Here is a 15221-nt window from a genome sequence, read left to right on the forward strand (position 1 = left end):
TTAACATACGAAAACGAATAAGTAAAGGCAATTAGAAATAAAAGTAAAGAATAATGGTATATATTTGCTCTTAGTATAATAGAAAGACTGATTAAAAGCAACATAAAAATTACTGTAATAATGAAATCTATTATATATTACAAATCAGAGATTTAAAACACGAAACTTTTCGCGAAACATTTCGGAAAGAGCTCTTATTCACAATTAAATTGCTAAAAACACAAATATCTAAATTGTGCAATAGGTAGAATGACGTGAAAACGCACAAAAAATGCAAGAAACCACTTGATTTTTTGTGCACTAGGGGGTACTATAAGCTCACGAAAACGATTTAGAGATGACAGGAAAGAAAAACAGGAAAGAGTGAGGCAGGCATATGGTTTCCATGAAAGAAATCGCAAAACAATGTAATGTCTCAGTCGCCACTGTCAGTAAAGCATTAAATGGTTACTCCGATATCGGAGAAGAAACAAAAAATTACATATTAAGAACGGCTTCAGAGATGGGATATCTTCCCAACTCATCGGCAAGAGCTTTGAAGACGAAGCGAACCTTTAATCTGGGAGTTTTATTTGTGGACGAGGCCCGAAGCGGTCTCACACATGATTACTTCAACAGAGTACTGGAAAGCTTTAAAAGCACCGCAGAAGCGAAAGGTTATGACATTACTTTTACAAGCGGAAATGTTTCCGGTAAAAGGATGACCTACCTGGAGCACTGCAGATACCGGGGCGTGGACGGAGTGGTAATGGCCTGTGTGGATTTCACTGCAGAAGAGGTTCAGGAGCTTCTCCTTTCAGACATTCCGGTGGTGACCATCGATCATATCTGTGATGGAAGGATATCGGTAGTATCCAACAACATCCAGGGAATGGAAGAACTTGTTACCTATATATATAAGAAGGGACACCGCAAGATCGCTTACATTCATGGAGATGACACATCGGTTACCAAGAATCGTCTTGGAAGCTTTTACCGGACCTTACAAAGACTGGGGATTGAAGAACCGGATGAATATGTAAAACCGTCTTTTTACAGAGATGCTGATCTGGCAGGTGAGAGAACCGGTGAACTTTTGGATTTGAAAGATCCGCCAACCTGTATTCTCTATCCTGACGATTATGCAGCGATGGGAGGGATAAACGAGATACGGGAAAGAGGACTTCGGATACCGGAAGACATTTCAGTAGCCGGGTACGATGGAATCAATATCGCCCAGGTTCTTGAACCCAAGCTGACAACCCTTTGCCAGGACACAGCGGCAATCGGAAGGATAGCGGCAGAAAGGCTGATTGAGCTGATTGAGCACCCGAAGACAACAGTTATTGAGAAATACACAGTGGATGGAACCCTTTTTAAAGGAGCTTCCGTGAAAACTTTGTATCCATCAAAAAATTTCAAGTAGCTATTAAAAAAATTAAAAGATATAATTAAAGGAGGAAGTAACATGAAGAAAAAAATGGTGAGCGTATTATTAACAGCTCTATGCTGGCAGGAATGACATTATGTGCAGTCCCGGTTATGGCAGAAGATGCAGAAACACCGGAAAACGAAGTTACCGGTGACGCTTCCGCAGATGATTCCTTTGTAGTATGGGGATGGAACGATGATATCAAGAAGATCCTTGATGGACCATTCAAAGAGGCTTATCCAGATGATTACGAAAGAATCGTTTTCGTAAACACAGGTGGATCTGATTATTATCAGAGCAAACTGGATCCTGTACTTGATGATCCTTCAAATGAGTTATATCCTGATATGATGGGCCTGGAAGTTGACTATGTTCAGAAATATGTAAACAGCGACTGGGTACAGAATGTAGCAGATCTTGGAATCACAGCTGATGACTATGCAAACAGCTATCAGTACAATCTGGATCTTGGATCCGATGTTGATGGAAACGTAAGAGCACTGTTCTGGCAGGCAACTCCTGGATGCTACGCAGTTCGTGCAGATCTGGCTGAGAAATATCTTGGAACAACAGATCCTGCAGCATTAGCTGAGAAATTCAAAGATCTGGATACCATCGTTGCTACAGCTAAAGAGGTTAACGATGCTTCCGGCGGAAAATGCAAACTGTTCTCTGGCTATGATGAGATCAAACGTAGCCTGACCGGTTCCAGAACTCAGGGCTTCTATGATGAGAACGATAAGATTACAATTGATGACAACATCAAGACATATATGGAAACAGCTAAGACTCTTTATGATGAAGACCTTACCTTCAATACCGATCAGTGGAGCGCTGACTGGAGTGCAAACATGAGTGGTGATGGCGTTGATTCTAACGCAGCACTTGCTTATATGGGATGCCCATGGTTCGTATACTGGAGCTTAAGTGATGCTTGGAAAGGCAACACAATCCTTGTTCCTACCCAGACAAAATGCTATTGGGGCGGCACAGGACTTGCAGCTACAACAGATTGTGCAGATACCGAGCTTGCAGCTAAGATCATGAAATTCTTCACATGTGATGAAGATGGAATGGTTGCAATCAACGCTCTGAACTCTGACTATGTAAACAATACAGCAGCTGTCAGCAAGATCATCGAGGCTGGTACATCCGCAGATGGAAACGGCTATCTGTATCCAGACGCTGGACAGAACTTCATGGAGTTCTTCCTTCCATTAGCAGACGGACTTGACGCTTCTATGGTAACAGCAGAAGATCAGCAGATCCTTTCCCTTATGGATACTCAGACCAAGGCTTATGCTACAGGCGAAAAAGACCTTGATACTGCACTTGCAGATCTGACTGCATCTATCCATGATACATTCTCTTACCTGAGCGCAGAATAATGTGGCTTAAGAGTTTGCAGAGTCAATTATAAGTAAGTAGTGAATGTGCTGCTTCTTCCCAAAAGAAGGAGCAGCACATTCTTATATAAGCGAGCAGCTGCTTTTGCTATAAAAAAGCAGAATGACTGCCAGTGGCAGAGGAGGATGGCGCAGAAGCCCGGAGGGGCAGGTACTCCCGCCAGTGTCAGGCATTCTGCCTGGGAAAAGCAGGCAACTTCAGACAGGAGGCTGTTATGAATAAGAAAAAGAAAAAAATGATCGATTATGGAAGGTATGGCTACTTCTTTATTGCACCGTTTTTTATCACTTATCTGGTGTTCCAGCTGTGGCCACTGATCAATACTTTCTATTATAGTACCTTATCCTACTACAAACGTAACGGGCGTGAATTCATGGAGTTTGCAGGACTTCAGAATTTTGTAAATATCCTTGGTATGGCTGCAGGAGAGAGAGGTTATGTACTCAGCTATCTGAAAAATACCCTTGTAATGTGGGGCTGCAACTTTGTTCCTCAGATTCTGGTTTCCCTTCTTCTGGCTGTATGGCTGACGGATGAGAAGGTTAAGGTAAAAGGAACCGGTGCGATGAAGGTTATCGTTTATCTTCCAAGTGTTATCACTGCAGCTTCTGTTTCTGTATTGTTTAAATCTTTGTTTTCCCAGTACGGACCAATCACCCAGACTTTGAAGGACTGGGGCGTTCTTGGCAAGAACTTCGATTTTATGTCCAGCGTAGCAGGAAGCCGTGGGCTGATCTCCACAATTCTGTGGTGGATGTGGTTTGGTAATACGACCTTGCTTCTGATTTCAGGCGTTCTTGGCATTGACCCGGGACTTTTCGAGGCTGCTGATATTGATGGTGCAACAGGCTGGAAAAAATTCCGCTACATCACTTTACCGCTTTTGAAACCAATTATGTTGTACACACTGGTTACCTCCGCAATCGGTGGTCTTCAGATGTATGATATCCCGGCATTGTTCAACGTTCCGGAGACCGGACTTGTTGGTCTGCCAGATGATAAGACTACCACAATGGCCATGTATATTATGCGTCTGTATAACAGCGATGTTGGAAAGGCAGCAGCCGTTTCCGTAGTACTGTTTATTATCACGTTGGTTGTCAGTCTGATCCTGTTCGCAACTATGAGCGACAGCGAAGACAGACGTATGAAAAAAGAGCAGAAACAGCGTAGAAAGGCAGGTGGAAGATCATGAGTAAAGCCGCAACAGCAGACAGCTACAGCAAGAATATGCTGCATCAGAAAGTCTTCCGTACCATTATTTGTATTTTATTCTGTATCATTGCACTTTTGCCATTTGTTCTTCTGGTTATGAACGCAACAAGAGATTCTGAGTCTATCAAGGCTGGTGTTTCCCTGATTCCGTCCACACACCTGATAGAGAACTGGAAAAACCTGATGATCAAGCAGAACGGTATGCAGATCACTTTGCAGAAAGCAATCATTAACTCTGCAACCATTACAATCCCTGGAACCTTCCTGTCAGTTTACTTTTCATCTCTGACAGCTTATGGTATCCATGTATATGATTTCAAATTCAAAAAATTTGCATGGGCATTTATTATGGCAGTTATGATGGTGCCAAGTCAGATTTCCATCATCGGTTTCTACCGTTTCATGCTGGATCTGAAGCTGATCGATACATACGTTCCGCTGATCATTCCTGCCATTGCAGCTCCAACTGTTGTTTTCTTTATGAAACAGTATATGGAAAGTACACTTTCTCTGGAGATGATCGAGGCAGCCAGAATCGACGGTTCAAAAGAGTGGAATACCTTTAACAAAATTATCCTGCCGATTATGAAACCGGCAGTTGCCACACAGGCAATCTTCCAGTTTATTGCACAGTGGAACAACCTGTTTACACCTACCATTTTGCTGACAACAGATTCCAAGAAAACACTTCCTATGTTTGTACAGCTGCTGAGCTCCAACCAGTTCCGTACGGACTATGGTGTAGTTTATGTAGGACTGTTTGTTACCATTATCCCTCTGGTTGTTGTATACCTGGTACTTTCCAAGTACATCGTCGCAGGTGTTGCACTTGGCGGTGTTAAGGGTTGATGGCGTGTATGAAAAGCATTTGATTAAGAAAAATATTAAAAGAGAATAACATGTACAGTCAGGGGAGAAATCTTCTGGCTGTATTTTTGCACTTTTTTTGAAAAATAATTTAGCATCACTGAAATTTATTAAGAATTTTGGTATTTTCAGGTGGCAAACAGAGAATTATATGTTATACTGATTTGGTGTCATTTATAGGAAAAAGCAGCATGTTTTTTGAGAATGGCATAGAGCCTGTTTGAAAAATCATTCTCGTAATCTTGCAGAAAGTCTTTTTAAACATGCTTTAGGATAAAATTGGGCGAGGTTATTGTTTTATGGGGTATCAGGAAACAATCACATTTATTTTGGAGATGATTGGAACTATTGCATTTGCAGCGTCAGGTGCACTGGTGGGATCGGAGCAGAAGATGGATATTTTCGGAGTTTCGGTTCTTGGGGTGATCACTGCAGTTGGCGGGGGTATGATTCGTGATGTGACGCTTGGAATTATCCCTCCGGGAGTTTTTCAGAAGCCAGTATATGCGGCTGTAGCAGTGCTTACTTCAGTGCTGGTGTTTTTTCTTCTTTATTTTAAAAGGGAGATGCTGAAAGGAAATGTTACTTATGACAAAGTAATGCTGGTGATGGACTCTGTAGGACTTGGGATATTTACTGTGGTTGGCGTAAATACTGGAATCCGTCAGGGGTTTGCAGACAACACTTTCCTGCTGGTATTTGTGGGAACCATCACCGGTGTTGGCGGAGGATTGCTCCGTGATATGATGGCAGAGGTGCCGCCTTATATTTTTGTAAAGCATATTTATGCATGTGCATCCATTGTGGGAGCTATTGTTTGTGTGTATACGTACCGCTGGTTTGGAGTGGTGTTCTCCTTGATCTTTGGATCTGCAGCGGTGATCCTGATGCGGTATCTGGCTGCACATTACAGGTGGAACCTGCCGAAATTAAAATAAAAGGCAACTATTAGAGGAGTACTTATGATTAAAGCAGAGAATTTATCCTATTCTTTTCCACATAAAGAGTTATATAATAAAATTTCATTTACCCTGGAGGATGATGTGCATTGTGCCTTTATCGGAACCAATGGAACCGGTAAGAGTACACTGGTGAACATGATCCTTCATCCGGATAAATATTTATACGATGGAAAGCTGATCGTGGATGTACCTGGAAGGATTGGATATGTCAGTCAGTTTTACACCATTGAGAGAGAAAAAGAGGTTACGGTATTTGATTACATCAGTGAAGAATTTGTAAGGCTTCAGAATAAGATCAACCAGATCTGCGAGGATATGGCAGTTACAGATCATCTGGAGGAGCTGATGGAGGAATATCAGCAGACTTTAGATGAATTTAATGCCATTGACGGTGACTTTTACGAAAGTAATATTCGCAAGCAGCTGAAAACAGCGGGTCTGGCTGGGTATGAAGATCAGCTTCTTACAAATTTAAGCGGTGGAGAGTTCAAACTGGTGCAGGCCATCCGGGAGATGATGATCAGCCCGAAATTTATTATTATGGATGAGCCAGATGTGTTCCTGGATTTTCAGCACTTAAATGCACTTCGGAATCTGATCAATTCCCATAAGGGAACATTGCTTGTGATCACCCACAACCGCTATCTTCTGAATCATTGCTTCAACAAGATCCTCCATCTGGAAAATACGGAGATGCAGGAATTTGATGGCAATTATGTGGATTATAATTTTGCACTTTTGCAGATGAAAATTGAGCAGCAGGAGCTGGCTGCGGCAGATATGGAGGAAATCGAGCGTAACCGCAAGATTGTAGAGCGTCTTCGAAACAGCGCTACTGCCATTGACAGTGCAACAAGGGGAAGAAGCCTGCATGCGCGAGTTTCCCTTTTGGAACGTCTGGAAGCGAGAAAGACAAAGTCTCCATTTGTGGATATTAAGCAGCCGGAGATCGTATTTCATGCAGATGAGGTTTTTGATGCGGAAGTTTCTGGTGAAAATCCGGAAGAAGCTTTGGAAAGTGAAAGAAAATCCGAGTTGGGAGATGCGAATGCAGAAAATGAAGCTGAGAAGATAGTGTTAAGTGTAGAAGACTATAATGTGACCTTTGACCGTGAGATTATGGAACATGTTTCCTTTGTTCTTCATGCAGGGGATAAGGTTGCAATTGTGGGACCAAACGGTACTGGAAAGACGACCCTTCTTCGTGATGTTATCAAAGGAGAAAACCCGGCAATCCGTCTTGGCGAAAATGTTAAGATGGCATATCTTTCCCAGATGCATGGGGAGGTATTTGATGAGAAGGCCACTGTTCTTAAAAATTTTGAGGATGCAGGCTTTGATACCGATGATCAGGTGATAGCTTACCTGAAAACCTATGGTTTTGAGGAAGAACTGATCTACAGTTCGGTATGTGATCTGTCTGGTGGAGAAAAGAATCTTCTCCAGCTTGCGAAGATTTCCAGAACAGGTGCAGGTCTGCTGCTACTGGATGAGCCAACCAGTCATCTGGACACATATTCCCAACTGGCACTGGAGCAGGCGGTAGAGAAATACAATGGGACAGTTCTCATGGTTTCCCATGATTTTTATACCGTAGCCAACTGCATGGATTATGTGCTTCTCACAGAGAATAAGGGCCTTCGCAAGGTAAGTATGCGAAAATTCCGAAAGATGATTTACGCCGATCACTTTGATAAGGATTACCTGGAATATGAGCAGAAGAAAAAAGAACTGGAGAATCGAATAGCTTTCGCACTTCAGGCTGGCAAGTATGAGGATGCGAAAAAAATTTCACAAGAACTGGAAAAACTTTTGCGGAAATATAATGGATAACAAAATATTTGTATAGGAAGCAGCAGTGACGGACATATGTGCCGGAAACGTATAAGAAAAACAGCCCCCGGAAAAATTCCAGGAGCTGTTTTTAAATAAGGGAAACAAAAATATAGTAAGATGTCAAAATAATTTATTACTCTTCGTGAGTATCCTGCAATGCCAGGTAACCTTCCTCGCCGGTTCTGATCTTGACAACGTTTTCGATGTCGTATACGAAAACTTTTCCATCACCGATCTGACCAGTATGAAGAACTTTCTTAGCGGTTTCAATAACCTTCTGAACAGGAACAAGGCTGACAACAATTTCAATCTTGACTTTCGGAAGCAGGTTCATATCCATCTCAACGCCACGATAGTAAGCCGGAGCCCCTTTCTGGACACCACAGCCAAGAACATTTGTAATGGTAATTCCGGTTACGCCGATTTCATTCATAGCCTGCATAAACTCTTCCAGCTTGTTCTGACGGGTAATGATAACAACCTTTGTAAGCTTATGAACGCCGTCTGCCGGGATTTCCGGGATAAATTCAGCTGGAGCAGAAGGTCTGGGAGTTGCGGTGAATTCTCTGGAAGTCCCCATAGGAACAGGAACAGAAGCAACAGCATCGCGAATAGCAAATCCATCATAAGCACTTGCAAGACCATGTTCTTTTATATCAAGACCCTGAATCTCCTCTTCAGCAGATACTCGAAGACCCATAGTATGTTTGATAACCTGGAAAATAATTGTCATTGTAACTGCAACCCATGCAATTGTGATAAGCATTCCGGCAAGCTGTACACCAAATCCGTGGAAACCGCCGCCAACAAGAAGACCTTTCCAGCCTGTACCAGCTCCATCGGAGAAAAGACCAACGGCGAGAGTACCAAATGCACCGTTTAAGCCATGGACACCAACAGCACCAACCGGATCATCCACTTTTAATACTTTATCAATAAATTCAATACCAAATACTACGACAAAACCAGCTGCAATACCGATAATAGCAGCAGATGCAGGAGATACAGTATCACATCCTGCAGTAATTGCAACAAGACCTGCAAGAGATCCGTTCAGTGACATGGATACATCTGGTTTTTTATAGCGGATCCATGTGATCATCATAACCGTTACAGTTGCAACTGCAGCAGCAAGGTTTGTGGTAACGAAGATTTTTCCTGCACTTACAATTGCATCGCCTTCCATGGATACAGTGGAAGCACCGTTGAAACCAAACCAACAGAACCAGAGGATAAATACACCAAGTGCACCGACTGTCAGGTTATGACCTGGAATTGCTTTTGATTTTCCACTTTTGGAATATTTTCCGATACGTGGTCCAAGAATGACGGCACCGATAAAGGCGGCCACACCACCTACCATATGTACTGCACAGGAACCTGCGAAATCATGGAAGCCCATCTGACTGATGAAACCGCCGCCCCAGATCCAGTGACCGGAAATCGGATATACTACAAGGCTGATCATAAGACTGTATACACAATACGATGAGAATTTGGTTCTCTCAGCCATAGCACCGGAAACAATTGTAGCGGAAGTAGCACAGAAGACTGTCTGGAAAATCAGAAATGCCCAGAACGGAACTCCGTCAGGAAGCATTGCACTGCCATAATTTGCTTCTGAAGCGATACCACCGATCTTCCGAAGAAGCCGTTTCCTGCACCGAACATGATTCCAAAGCCAACCAGCCAGAAAGCCGGAGTACCGATACAGAAATCCATCAGGTTTTTCATAATAATGTTACCTGCATTTTTGGCTCTGGTGAAACCTGTCTCCACCATAGCAAATCCGGCCTGCATAAAGAAGACCAGCGCGGCACCAACAAGTACCCAGATCGTGTTTACTGCTGAATAATCCATAATAATTTCCTCCCTCTTTTCGCACTTTTCGAAATGTTTCGAAAAACACGTTTTTAATATCAAAAAGCGCGAAAGAGAAAACAAATTTGTTTTTTCTTTCGCGCCTTTACGATCCTGGTATATTATCTGCGTCTGCAGAAATATTGTTACTGTTCACTCTGTGACCAGTAACACGCTTCGTGATGCACAGAAAGACGAACCTTCTTGTGACAGGCACAAGAAGTAGCGTTTGCTGCGCAAACTTAATTCTCGGGTTTTCTGTGAACTTTGTTTACAAAAAACACCTCACGGAATGTTACCAGTGAACAGTAACGAAATATTCAGTTGTAAAATTAATATGTAAAACAGGGGATATCCGTATCGTGTGATTAATGGATGAGGAAATCGATAATGAATTATGAAGTAGAGTTTCATAATAGATATCCCCTGTATTTACCTGTGTGAGAAACAAATTCCAAAAACAGGAACAGTTTCTTTCATTTAGAATTCTCCTCTGTAAATCTGATCAGATATAGAAGAGAAGTTTTCCATATGTAGGATATGGAAGCAGATCATCCGGAATGAGAGTTTCAGCTTCATCAGCAGATTTTCTCAGTTCTGCCATGTCCTCAAGTACTTCAGCCTGATACAGTTTTGCATTTTCCAGAACATCATCAGTTGCTTTTGCTTTTGCTGTATCAGCTTTCAGCTTCTCAAGACCTTTTGTCATAGCATCCTGAAGTCCGGACAGCTTGGTGATAAGAGCAGTTTCACTCTCACAGGTGATTCCAGGAACAACAGATGCTTTCAGACTTGCTGTGCTTGCAATTTCTTCAATATAAGACATAACCGATGGAAGAAGGTCTTTCTGAACCATTTCAACCATTGTGTTAGATTCGATGTTGATGGTCTTGGAGTAGTTCTCAAGCCAGATTTCATAACGAGAGTGCAGCTCTTCGCTGGTGAAAATGCTGTGCTTTGTGAACAGGTCGATATTCTTCTGGGCAATCCACATTGGGAGAGCATCCGGGGTAGACTTCAGGTTGTAAAGACCACGTTTTTCAGCCTCCTCAATCCACTCATCTGTATAACCGTTACCGTTGAAGATCACACGTTTGTGTTTCTTAATGGCTCTCTTAATCAGTTCATGAACTGCATGTTCCATATCTTCCGGAGCTACACCATCAAGCTCTTTGGCAAACTGGTCAAGAGCTTCCGCAACAGCTGTATTCAATACAATATTCGGGTTTGCAACAGAAGCAGCAGAACCAAGCATACGGAACTCGAATTTGTTTCCGGTAAATGCAAATGGTGAAGTACGGTTTCTGTCAGTATTGTCTTTTACAAAGTGTGGCAGAACAGTTGCTCCGATATCCATCTGTACAGCGCCGTGAGAAGTAAAGTAAGTATCATTTTCGATAGACTTCAGAACTTCTGTAAGTTCATCACCAAGGAAAATAGATACAACTGCGGGCGGAGCTCGTTGGCACCAAGTCTGTGATCATTTCCTGCACTTGCAACGGAGATACGAAGAAGATCAGCATATTCATCAACTGCTTTAATAACTGCCATTAAGAAGACAAGAAACTGAATGTTTTCAGATGGTGTTTTTCCAGGATCCAGAAGATTTACGCCATCATCTGTGATCATGGACCAGTTGTTGTGCTTACCACTTCCATTGATTCCCTCAAATGGTTTTTCGTGAAGCAGGCAAACCAGATCATGTTTGTCAGCAACCTTTTTCATGATTTCCATTGTCAGCTGGTTGTGGTCAACGGCTACATTTGTGGTATCAAATACAGGAGCCAGCTCATGCTGTGCAGGAGCAACCTCGTTATGTTTTGTTTTTGCAGGAATGCCAAGCTTCCAGAGTTCTACATCAAGATCATGCATGTAAGCTGCAACCTTTGGCTTCAGAGTTCCAAAGTAGTGATCTTCCATTTCCTGTCCCTTAGGAGCAGGAGCGCTAAGTAAGGTACGTCCGCAGAATACAAGGTCTTTTCTTTCTTTATAAAGTTCCTTTGGAACCAGGAAGTATTCCTGCTCAGGTCCTACTGTTGTGGAAACATGTTTAATTCCCTTGTTTCCAAGAACGTGAAGCATGTTTACGGCTGCTTTATTTAAGGTATCCATAGAGCGAAGGAGAGGAGTCTTTTTGTCAAGTGCCTCACCGCTGTAGGAACAGAATGCTGTAGGAATGTAAAGGGTTCCGTCTTTAATGAAGGCCGGTGATGTTGGATCCCATGCTGTGTATCCTCTTGCTTCAAAAGTGGCACGAAGACCGCCGGATGGAAAACTGGAAGCATCCGGTTCACCTTTTACAAGTTCTTTTCCGGAGAAATCCATGATCACCTGTCCATCGCCTGTTGGGGAAATGAAGCTGTCGTGTTTCTCGGCTGTTACATTTGTCATAGGCTGGAACCAGTGTGTATAATGAGTAGCACCATTTTCGATTGCCCATTCTTTCATGGCTACTGCAACGGAGTTTGCAACATCAAGCTCCAGGTGAGTACCATTTTCGATGGTCTTTTTCAGTGCTTTGTACATGTCCTTAGGTAATTTACTGCGCATAATCCTGTCGTTGAAAACAAGACTTCCATAGATTTCGGGAATATTCTGTGTCATAACGGATACGCTCCTTTCACTTTTCATGTCTTTCTTCATCCTTATTTTTGATAAAAGAAAAAGGCGCCTTGGATACATTTCTGTATTCCAAAGCGCCTTTGCTTTATGTTCTGTAGTATACTCAAAAAAAAACAGATGTCAATAGTTTTTTTGAAAAAAATTCCAAAAAGATTTTGCGGTTGACTGAAAAAAGTTCTTGCTCAAATTAGGATAGGCATACTTGACAAATAGGTTTCTTCCATTATAATTTTTGTTCAGAGCCAAGCAAATTTACAGCTAGAGCCTGTTTGAAAAATCATTCCCGCAATCTGCACGCCCCACTTTGCGGTATATTTTGCTCGAATTCAGTTGCCGTAGCCCGCTACGGCGCCTTCATCCGGACAAAATCTCCCACAAATTGTGACGCACATCTTGCAGAAAGCCTTTTTCAAACACGCTCTAGAGCCTGCATAACGATACGTCCCTGGGTGTAAATTTATTTGGCAATACGCCAAATCGACGAAATGGGATGCATTTCTGAGATTGGATTTGATCATTAAAATAAAACTCAGTACCGAGGAGGAAAACAAATGGCAGAGATTAAAGAAGAGTGTGGTGTCTTCGGAATCTATGACCTGGATGGAAATGATGTGACGTCTTCAATTTACTATGGTCTGACTTCTTTGCAGCACCGTGGTCAGGAAGCCTGTGGCCTGGCAGTATCGGATACTAAGGGACCTATTGGAAATGTTAAGTTTCACAAAGATCTTGGACTGGTAAGCGAGGTGCTTCGCGAGGATACACTCCATAAGATGAGTGGTGATATCGGAATCGGACATGTACGCTATTCCACAACAGGAGCATCCGTTGCAGAGAACGCACAGCCTTTGGTTTTATCTTATGTAAAAGGAAGTCTGGCACTGGCACACAATGGAAACCTTGTTAACACTGGGACACTGAAATGGGAACTGATCCAGAGCGGAGCAGTTTTTCATACCACCACTGACTCAGAAGTGATCGCATTTCATGTAGCCAGAGAGCGGGTACATACCAGCTGTGTAGAGGAGGCAGTTCTGAATACAGCCAGGAAGCTGCAAGGCGCATACGGTCTTGTGATCATGAGTCCCCGTAAGCTGATCGGAGTCCGTGACCCCTATGGCTTAAAGCCTCTCTGCCTTGGAAAAAGGGACAATGCTTACGTGCTGGCTTCTGAGAGCTGTGCACTTACTTCTGTAGGTGCCGAGTTTATCCGTGATATCGAACCTGGTGAGATGATTACGATCAGCCGCAAGGGCGTGAAGTCAGACAGGACTCTTGCAGATACTGTGAAAAAACGTGCTCACTGTGTTTTTGAATATATCTATTTTGCAAGACTGGACAGTACCATGGACGGTGTAAAGGTTTATGACGCACGTATACGTGGCGGTAAATCCCTTGCAAAATCTTATCCTGTGGAGGCAGATCTTGTCACCGGCGTTCCGGAATCCGGTCTTCCTGCTGCCAAAGGATTTTCTGAAGAATCTGGTATTCCATTCGGATTTGCATTTTATAAGAACTCTTATATCGGAAGAACTTTTATCAAACCTACTCAGAAAGAGAGAGAATCCAGTGTTCATCTGAAGCTGAGTGTGTTGGATGCTGTTGTAAAAGGAAAACGTATTGTGCTTGTGGACGACTCTATTGTCCGTGGAACCACCATAGCAAACCTGATTCGCATGTTGAAAGAAGCAGGCGCTCTTGAAGTACACGTAAGGATCAGTTCTCCGCCATTTTTACATCCATGCTATTTCGGAACCGATGTGCCAAGTAATGACCAGCTGATCGCGGCGCAGCACTCTACAGAAGAGATCTGTAAGATGATTGGGGCAGATTCACTTGGTTATATGGAGATTGATTATTTGGAGGGCATGGCAGGTGGACTTCCTATTTGTAAGGCATGCTTTGACGGAAAGTATCCGATGGTAATTCCAGATGAGAATAATTTACAAAATGATTTTGAAATTCATAAGATATAAGAGAAATAATTTTGCCTGTGCAGGTTGTCTCAGAACTTCCACAATAATAAAATAGTGCATAACTACCAATATACCGGTTGCATATTTGTGCAATCGGTATATTTATTTCTGAAATGTTACAAAAAAGTGTGAAAGAAAAAACTTGACAAATATCGAGACTTGGTGCATAATTTGCCTCAATCAAGGGAAAACGTTTTCAAGAGCCTTTGATTTTGATAGAAAAGGAAACTATAATTCCTGTAAAACAGAAAGGGTGATAACGATGTGTCAGAAGCAGATTAAGCTGAATGCGAAGGAAGATGTTCAGGAATTCGTAAGGGCAGCAGGTAAATGTGATTTTGACATAGATGTTTTCTATAACAGAATCATCATTGATGCAAAATCCATTCTGGGAGTTCTGAGCATGGATCTTACAAGGGTTCTTACTGTACAGTGCCATGGCGAGAGCAAGGAATTTAACCGTACATTACAGAAGTTTGCAGTTGCCTGATTAAGTAGTTGCAAACTGGCACCTTTTAAGGTGTCCATAAAATCGTAAAAAACAGATATTGCCGGGAACGACTTGAAATATGAGACAGCATGGCATCCCGACAGCATCTGTTTTTTTTATAACCCAAATTGCTATTTAGTTGATTAAAAGTTCTTCAATGCGGACGCATTTGGACAATGTGTATTACTCACTCGCCGGCGCAACGCTCCGATGAACTAATCGCTAACTGCGACTAATGCGTTCGGGAGAGCCCTCACGCATAAGTCTTCGTAAGCGCTGGATTTCATCTGCGCTAAGAACGCGCCTAAAATGGCTCGCTGGAGTAATACACATTGCCCAAATGCTGTGTGTCGGCTAGAACTGAGGTTATTTAGGAACTTTTAACGAGGGGAGGGGGAGTGATTGGTTTCCCGATACTTTCTTGCCAATGATAGATTAGGTAAAACCAATAAAGCTGCGAAGTATCAACCATCTAAATGGGGTATCGAAGACACATAAAATAATATGTCAAGTTCTTTGTTTGCAAAACAGCCCTAAGAATGTGCAAATACTTCATAGAAATTATAAAAGCCGCT

8 protein-coding genes and 4 pseudogenes are annotated in these 15221 nt (G+C 42.5%); 9 read left to right on the forward strand and 3 right to left on the reverse strand.

Annotated features, from left to right (window positions below; genetic code table 11):
* The first annotated feature begins 376 nt into the window (after window positions 1-376).
* The 6 genes from DW904_RS10130 to DW904_RS10155 all read left to right on the forward strand — a co-directional run bounded on the left by DW904_RS10130 (window position 377) and on the right by DW904_RS10155 (window position 7695).
* Complete coding sequence (locus tag DW904_RS10130) at window positions 377-1405, forward strand: LacI family DNA-binding transcriptional regulator (RefSeq protein ID WP_118580086.1); 1029 nt, start codon at window positions 377-379, stop codon at window positions 1403-1405.
* Between the two features lie 92 nt (window positions 1406-1497).
* Window positions 1498-2799 (forward strand): hypothetical protein, encoded by a 1302-nt coding sequence (locus DW904_RS10135; RefSeq protein WP_147422310.1) that lies wholly within the window; start codon window positions 1498-1500, stop codon window positions 2797-2799.
* Between the two features lie 131 nt (window positions 2800-2930).
* Window positions 2931-4013 carry a sugar ABC transporter permease gene (locus DW904_RS10140; protein WP_243110368.1) on the forward strand — a complete coding sequence of 361 codons (1083 nt, stop codon included), beginning with the start codon at window positions 2931-2933 and terminating at the stop codon, window positions 4011-4013.
* Entirely contained in the window at window positions 4010-4882 is an 873-nt protein-coding gene (locus tag DW904_RS10145; RefSeq protein WP_237963471.1) for a carbohydrate ABC transporter permease, read from the forward strand. Before DW904_RS10140 ends, DW904_RS10145 begins: the two co-directional genes overlap by 4 nt.
* A 317-nt stretch (window positions 4883-5199) precedes the next feature.
* Window positions 5200-5838 carry a TRIC cation channel family protein gene (locus DW904_RS10150; RefSeq protein ID WP_118580092.1) on the forward strand — a complete coding sequence of 213 codons (639 nt, stop codon included), beginning with the start codon at window positions 5200-5202 and terminating at the stop codon, window positions 5836-5838.
* A gap of 24 nt (window positions 5839-5862) precedes the next feature.
* Complete coding sequence (locus DW904_RS10155) at window positions 5863-7695, forward strand: ABC-F family ATP-binding cassette domain-containing protein (RefSeq protein ID WP_118580095.1); 1833 nt, start codon at window positions 5863-5865, stop codon at window positions 7693-7695.
* Between the two features lie 136 nt (window positions 7696-7831).
* Here DW904_RS10155 and DW904_RS24515 read toward each other — a convergent pair.
* The 3 pseudogenes from DW904_RS24515 to DW904_RS25450 all read right to left on the reverse strand — a co-directional run bounded on the left by DW904_RS24515 (window position 7832) and on the right by DW904_RS25450 (window position 12560).
* Window positions 7832-9558 (reverse strand): annotated as a pseudogene (locus tag DW904_RS24515) (ammonium transporter).
* Window positions 9559-10063: 505 nt separating this feature from the next.
* Window positions 10064-12162: pseudogene (locus tag DW904_RS10165) on the reverse strand (glutamine synthetase III).
* 254 nt (window positions 12163-12416) lie between these two features.
* Window positions 12417-12560 (reverse strand): annotated as a pseudogene (locus DW904_RS25450) (DUF6783 domain-containing protein).
* On the opposite strand from DW904_RS25450, the pseudogene DW904_RS25455 reads away from it, so the two are divergent.
* From DW904_RS25455 to DW904_RS10180, 3 genes and pseudogenes are all read left to right on the forward strand, one after another.
* Window positions 12510-12635 (forward strand): annotated as a pseudogene (locus DW904_RS25455) (DUF6783 domain-containing protein); the annotation flags it as partial. The pseudogenes DW904_RS25450 and DW904_RS25455 sit on opposite strands and share 51 nt — an antisense overlap.
* Before the next feature lie 96 nt (window positions 12636-12731).
* On the forward strand, window positions 12732-14156 hold the full coding sequence (gene purF, locus DW904_RS10175) for an amidophosphoribosyltransferase (protein ID WP_118580101.1): 1425 nt from the start codon (window positions 12732-12734) through the stop codon (window positions 14154-14156).
* Window positions 14157-14418: 262 nt separating this feature from the next.
* Window positions 14419-14646 (forward strand): HPr family phosphocarrier protein, encoded by a 228-nt coding sequence (locus DW904_RS10180; protein WP_118580104.1) that lies wholly within the window; start codon window positions 14419-14421, stop codon window positions 14644-14646.
* Window positions 14647-15221 lie beyond the last annotated feature (575 nt).

The organism is Ruminococcus sp. AM42-11 (genome assembly GCF_003480145.1).
Classification (GTDB): Bacteria; Bacillota; Clostridia; order Lachnospirales; family Lachnospiraceae; genus Blautia_A; species Blautia_A faecis.

Excerpts from the sequence above, each read along its gene's own strand:
- DW904_RS10130 (WP_118580086.1), top strand. The coding sequence starts at position 377 with ATGGTTTCCATGAAAGAAATCGCAAAACAATGTAATGTCTCAGTCGCC.
- DW904_RS10135 (WP_147422310.1), top strand. The coding sequence starts at position 1,498 with ATGACATTATGTGCAGTCCCGGTTATGGCAGAAGATGCAGAAACACCG.
- DW904_RS10145 (WP_237963471.1), top strand. The coding sequence starts at position 4,010 with ATGAGTAAAGCCGCAACAGCAGACAGCTACAGCAAGAATATGCTGCAT.
- DW904_RS10150 (WP_118580092.1), top strand. The coding sequence starts at position 5,200 with ATGGGGTATCAGGAAACAATCACATTTATTTTGGAGATGATTGGAACT.
- DW904_RS10155 (WP_118580095.1), top strand. The coding sequence starts at position 5,863 with ATGATTAAAGCAGAGAATTTATCCTATTCTTTTCCACATAAAGAGTTA.
- purF (WP_118580101.1), top strand. The coding sequence starts at position 12,732 with ATGGCAGAGATTAAAGAAGAGTGTGGTGTCTTCGGAATCTATGACCTG.
- DW904_RS10180 (WP_118580104.1), top strand. The coding sequence starts at position 14,419 with ATGTGTCAGAAGCAGATTAAGCTGAATGCGAAGGAAGATGTTCAGGAA.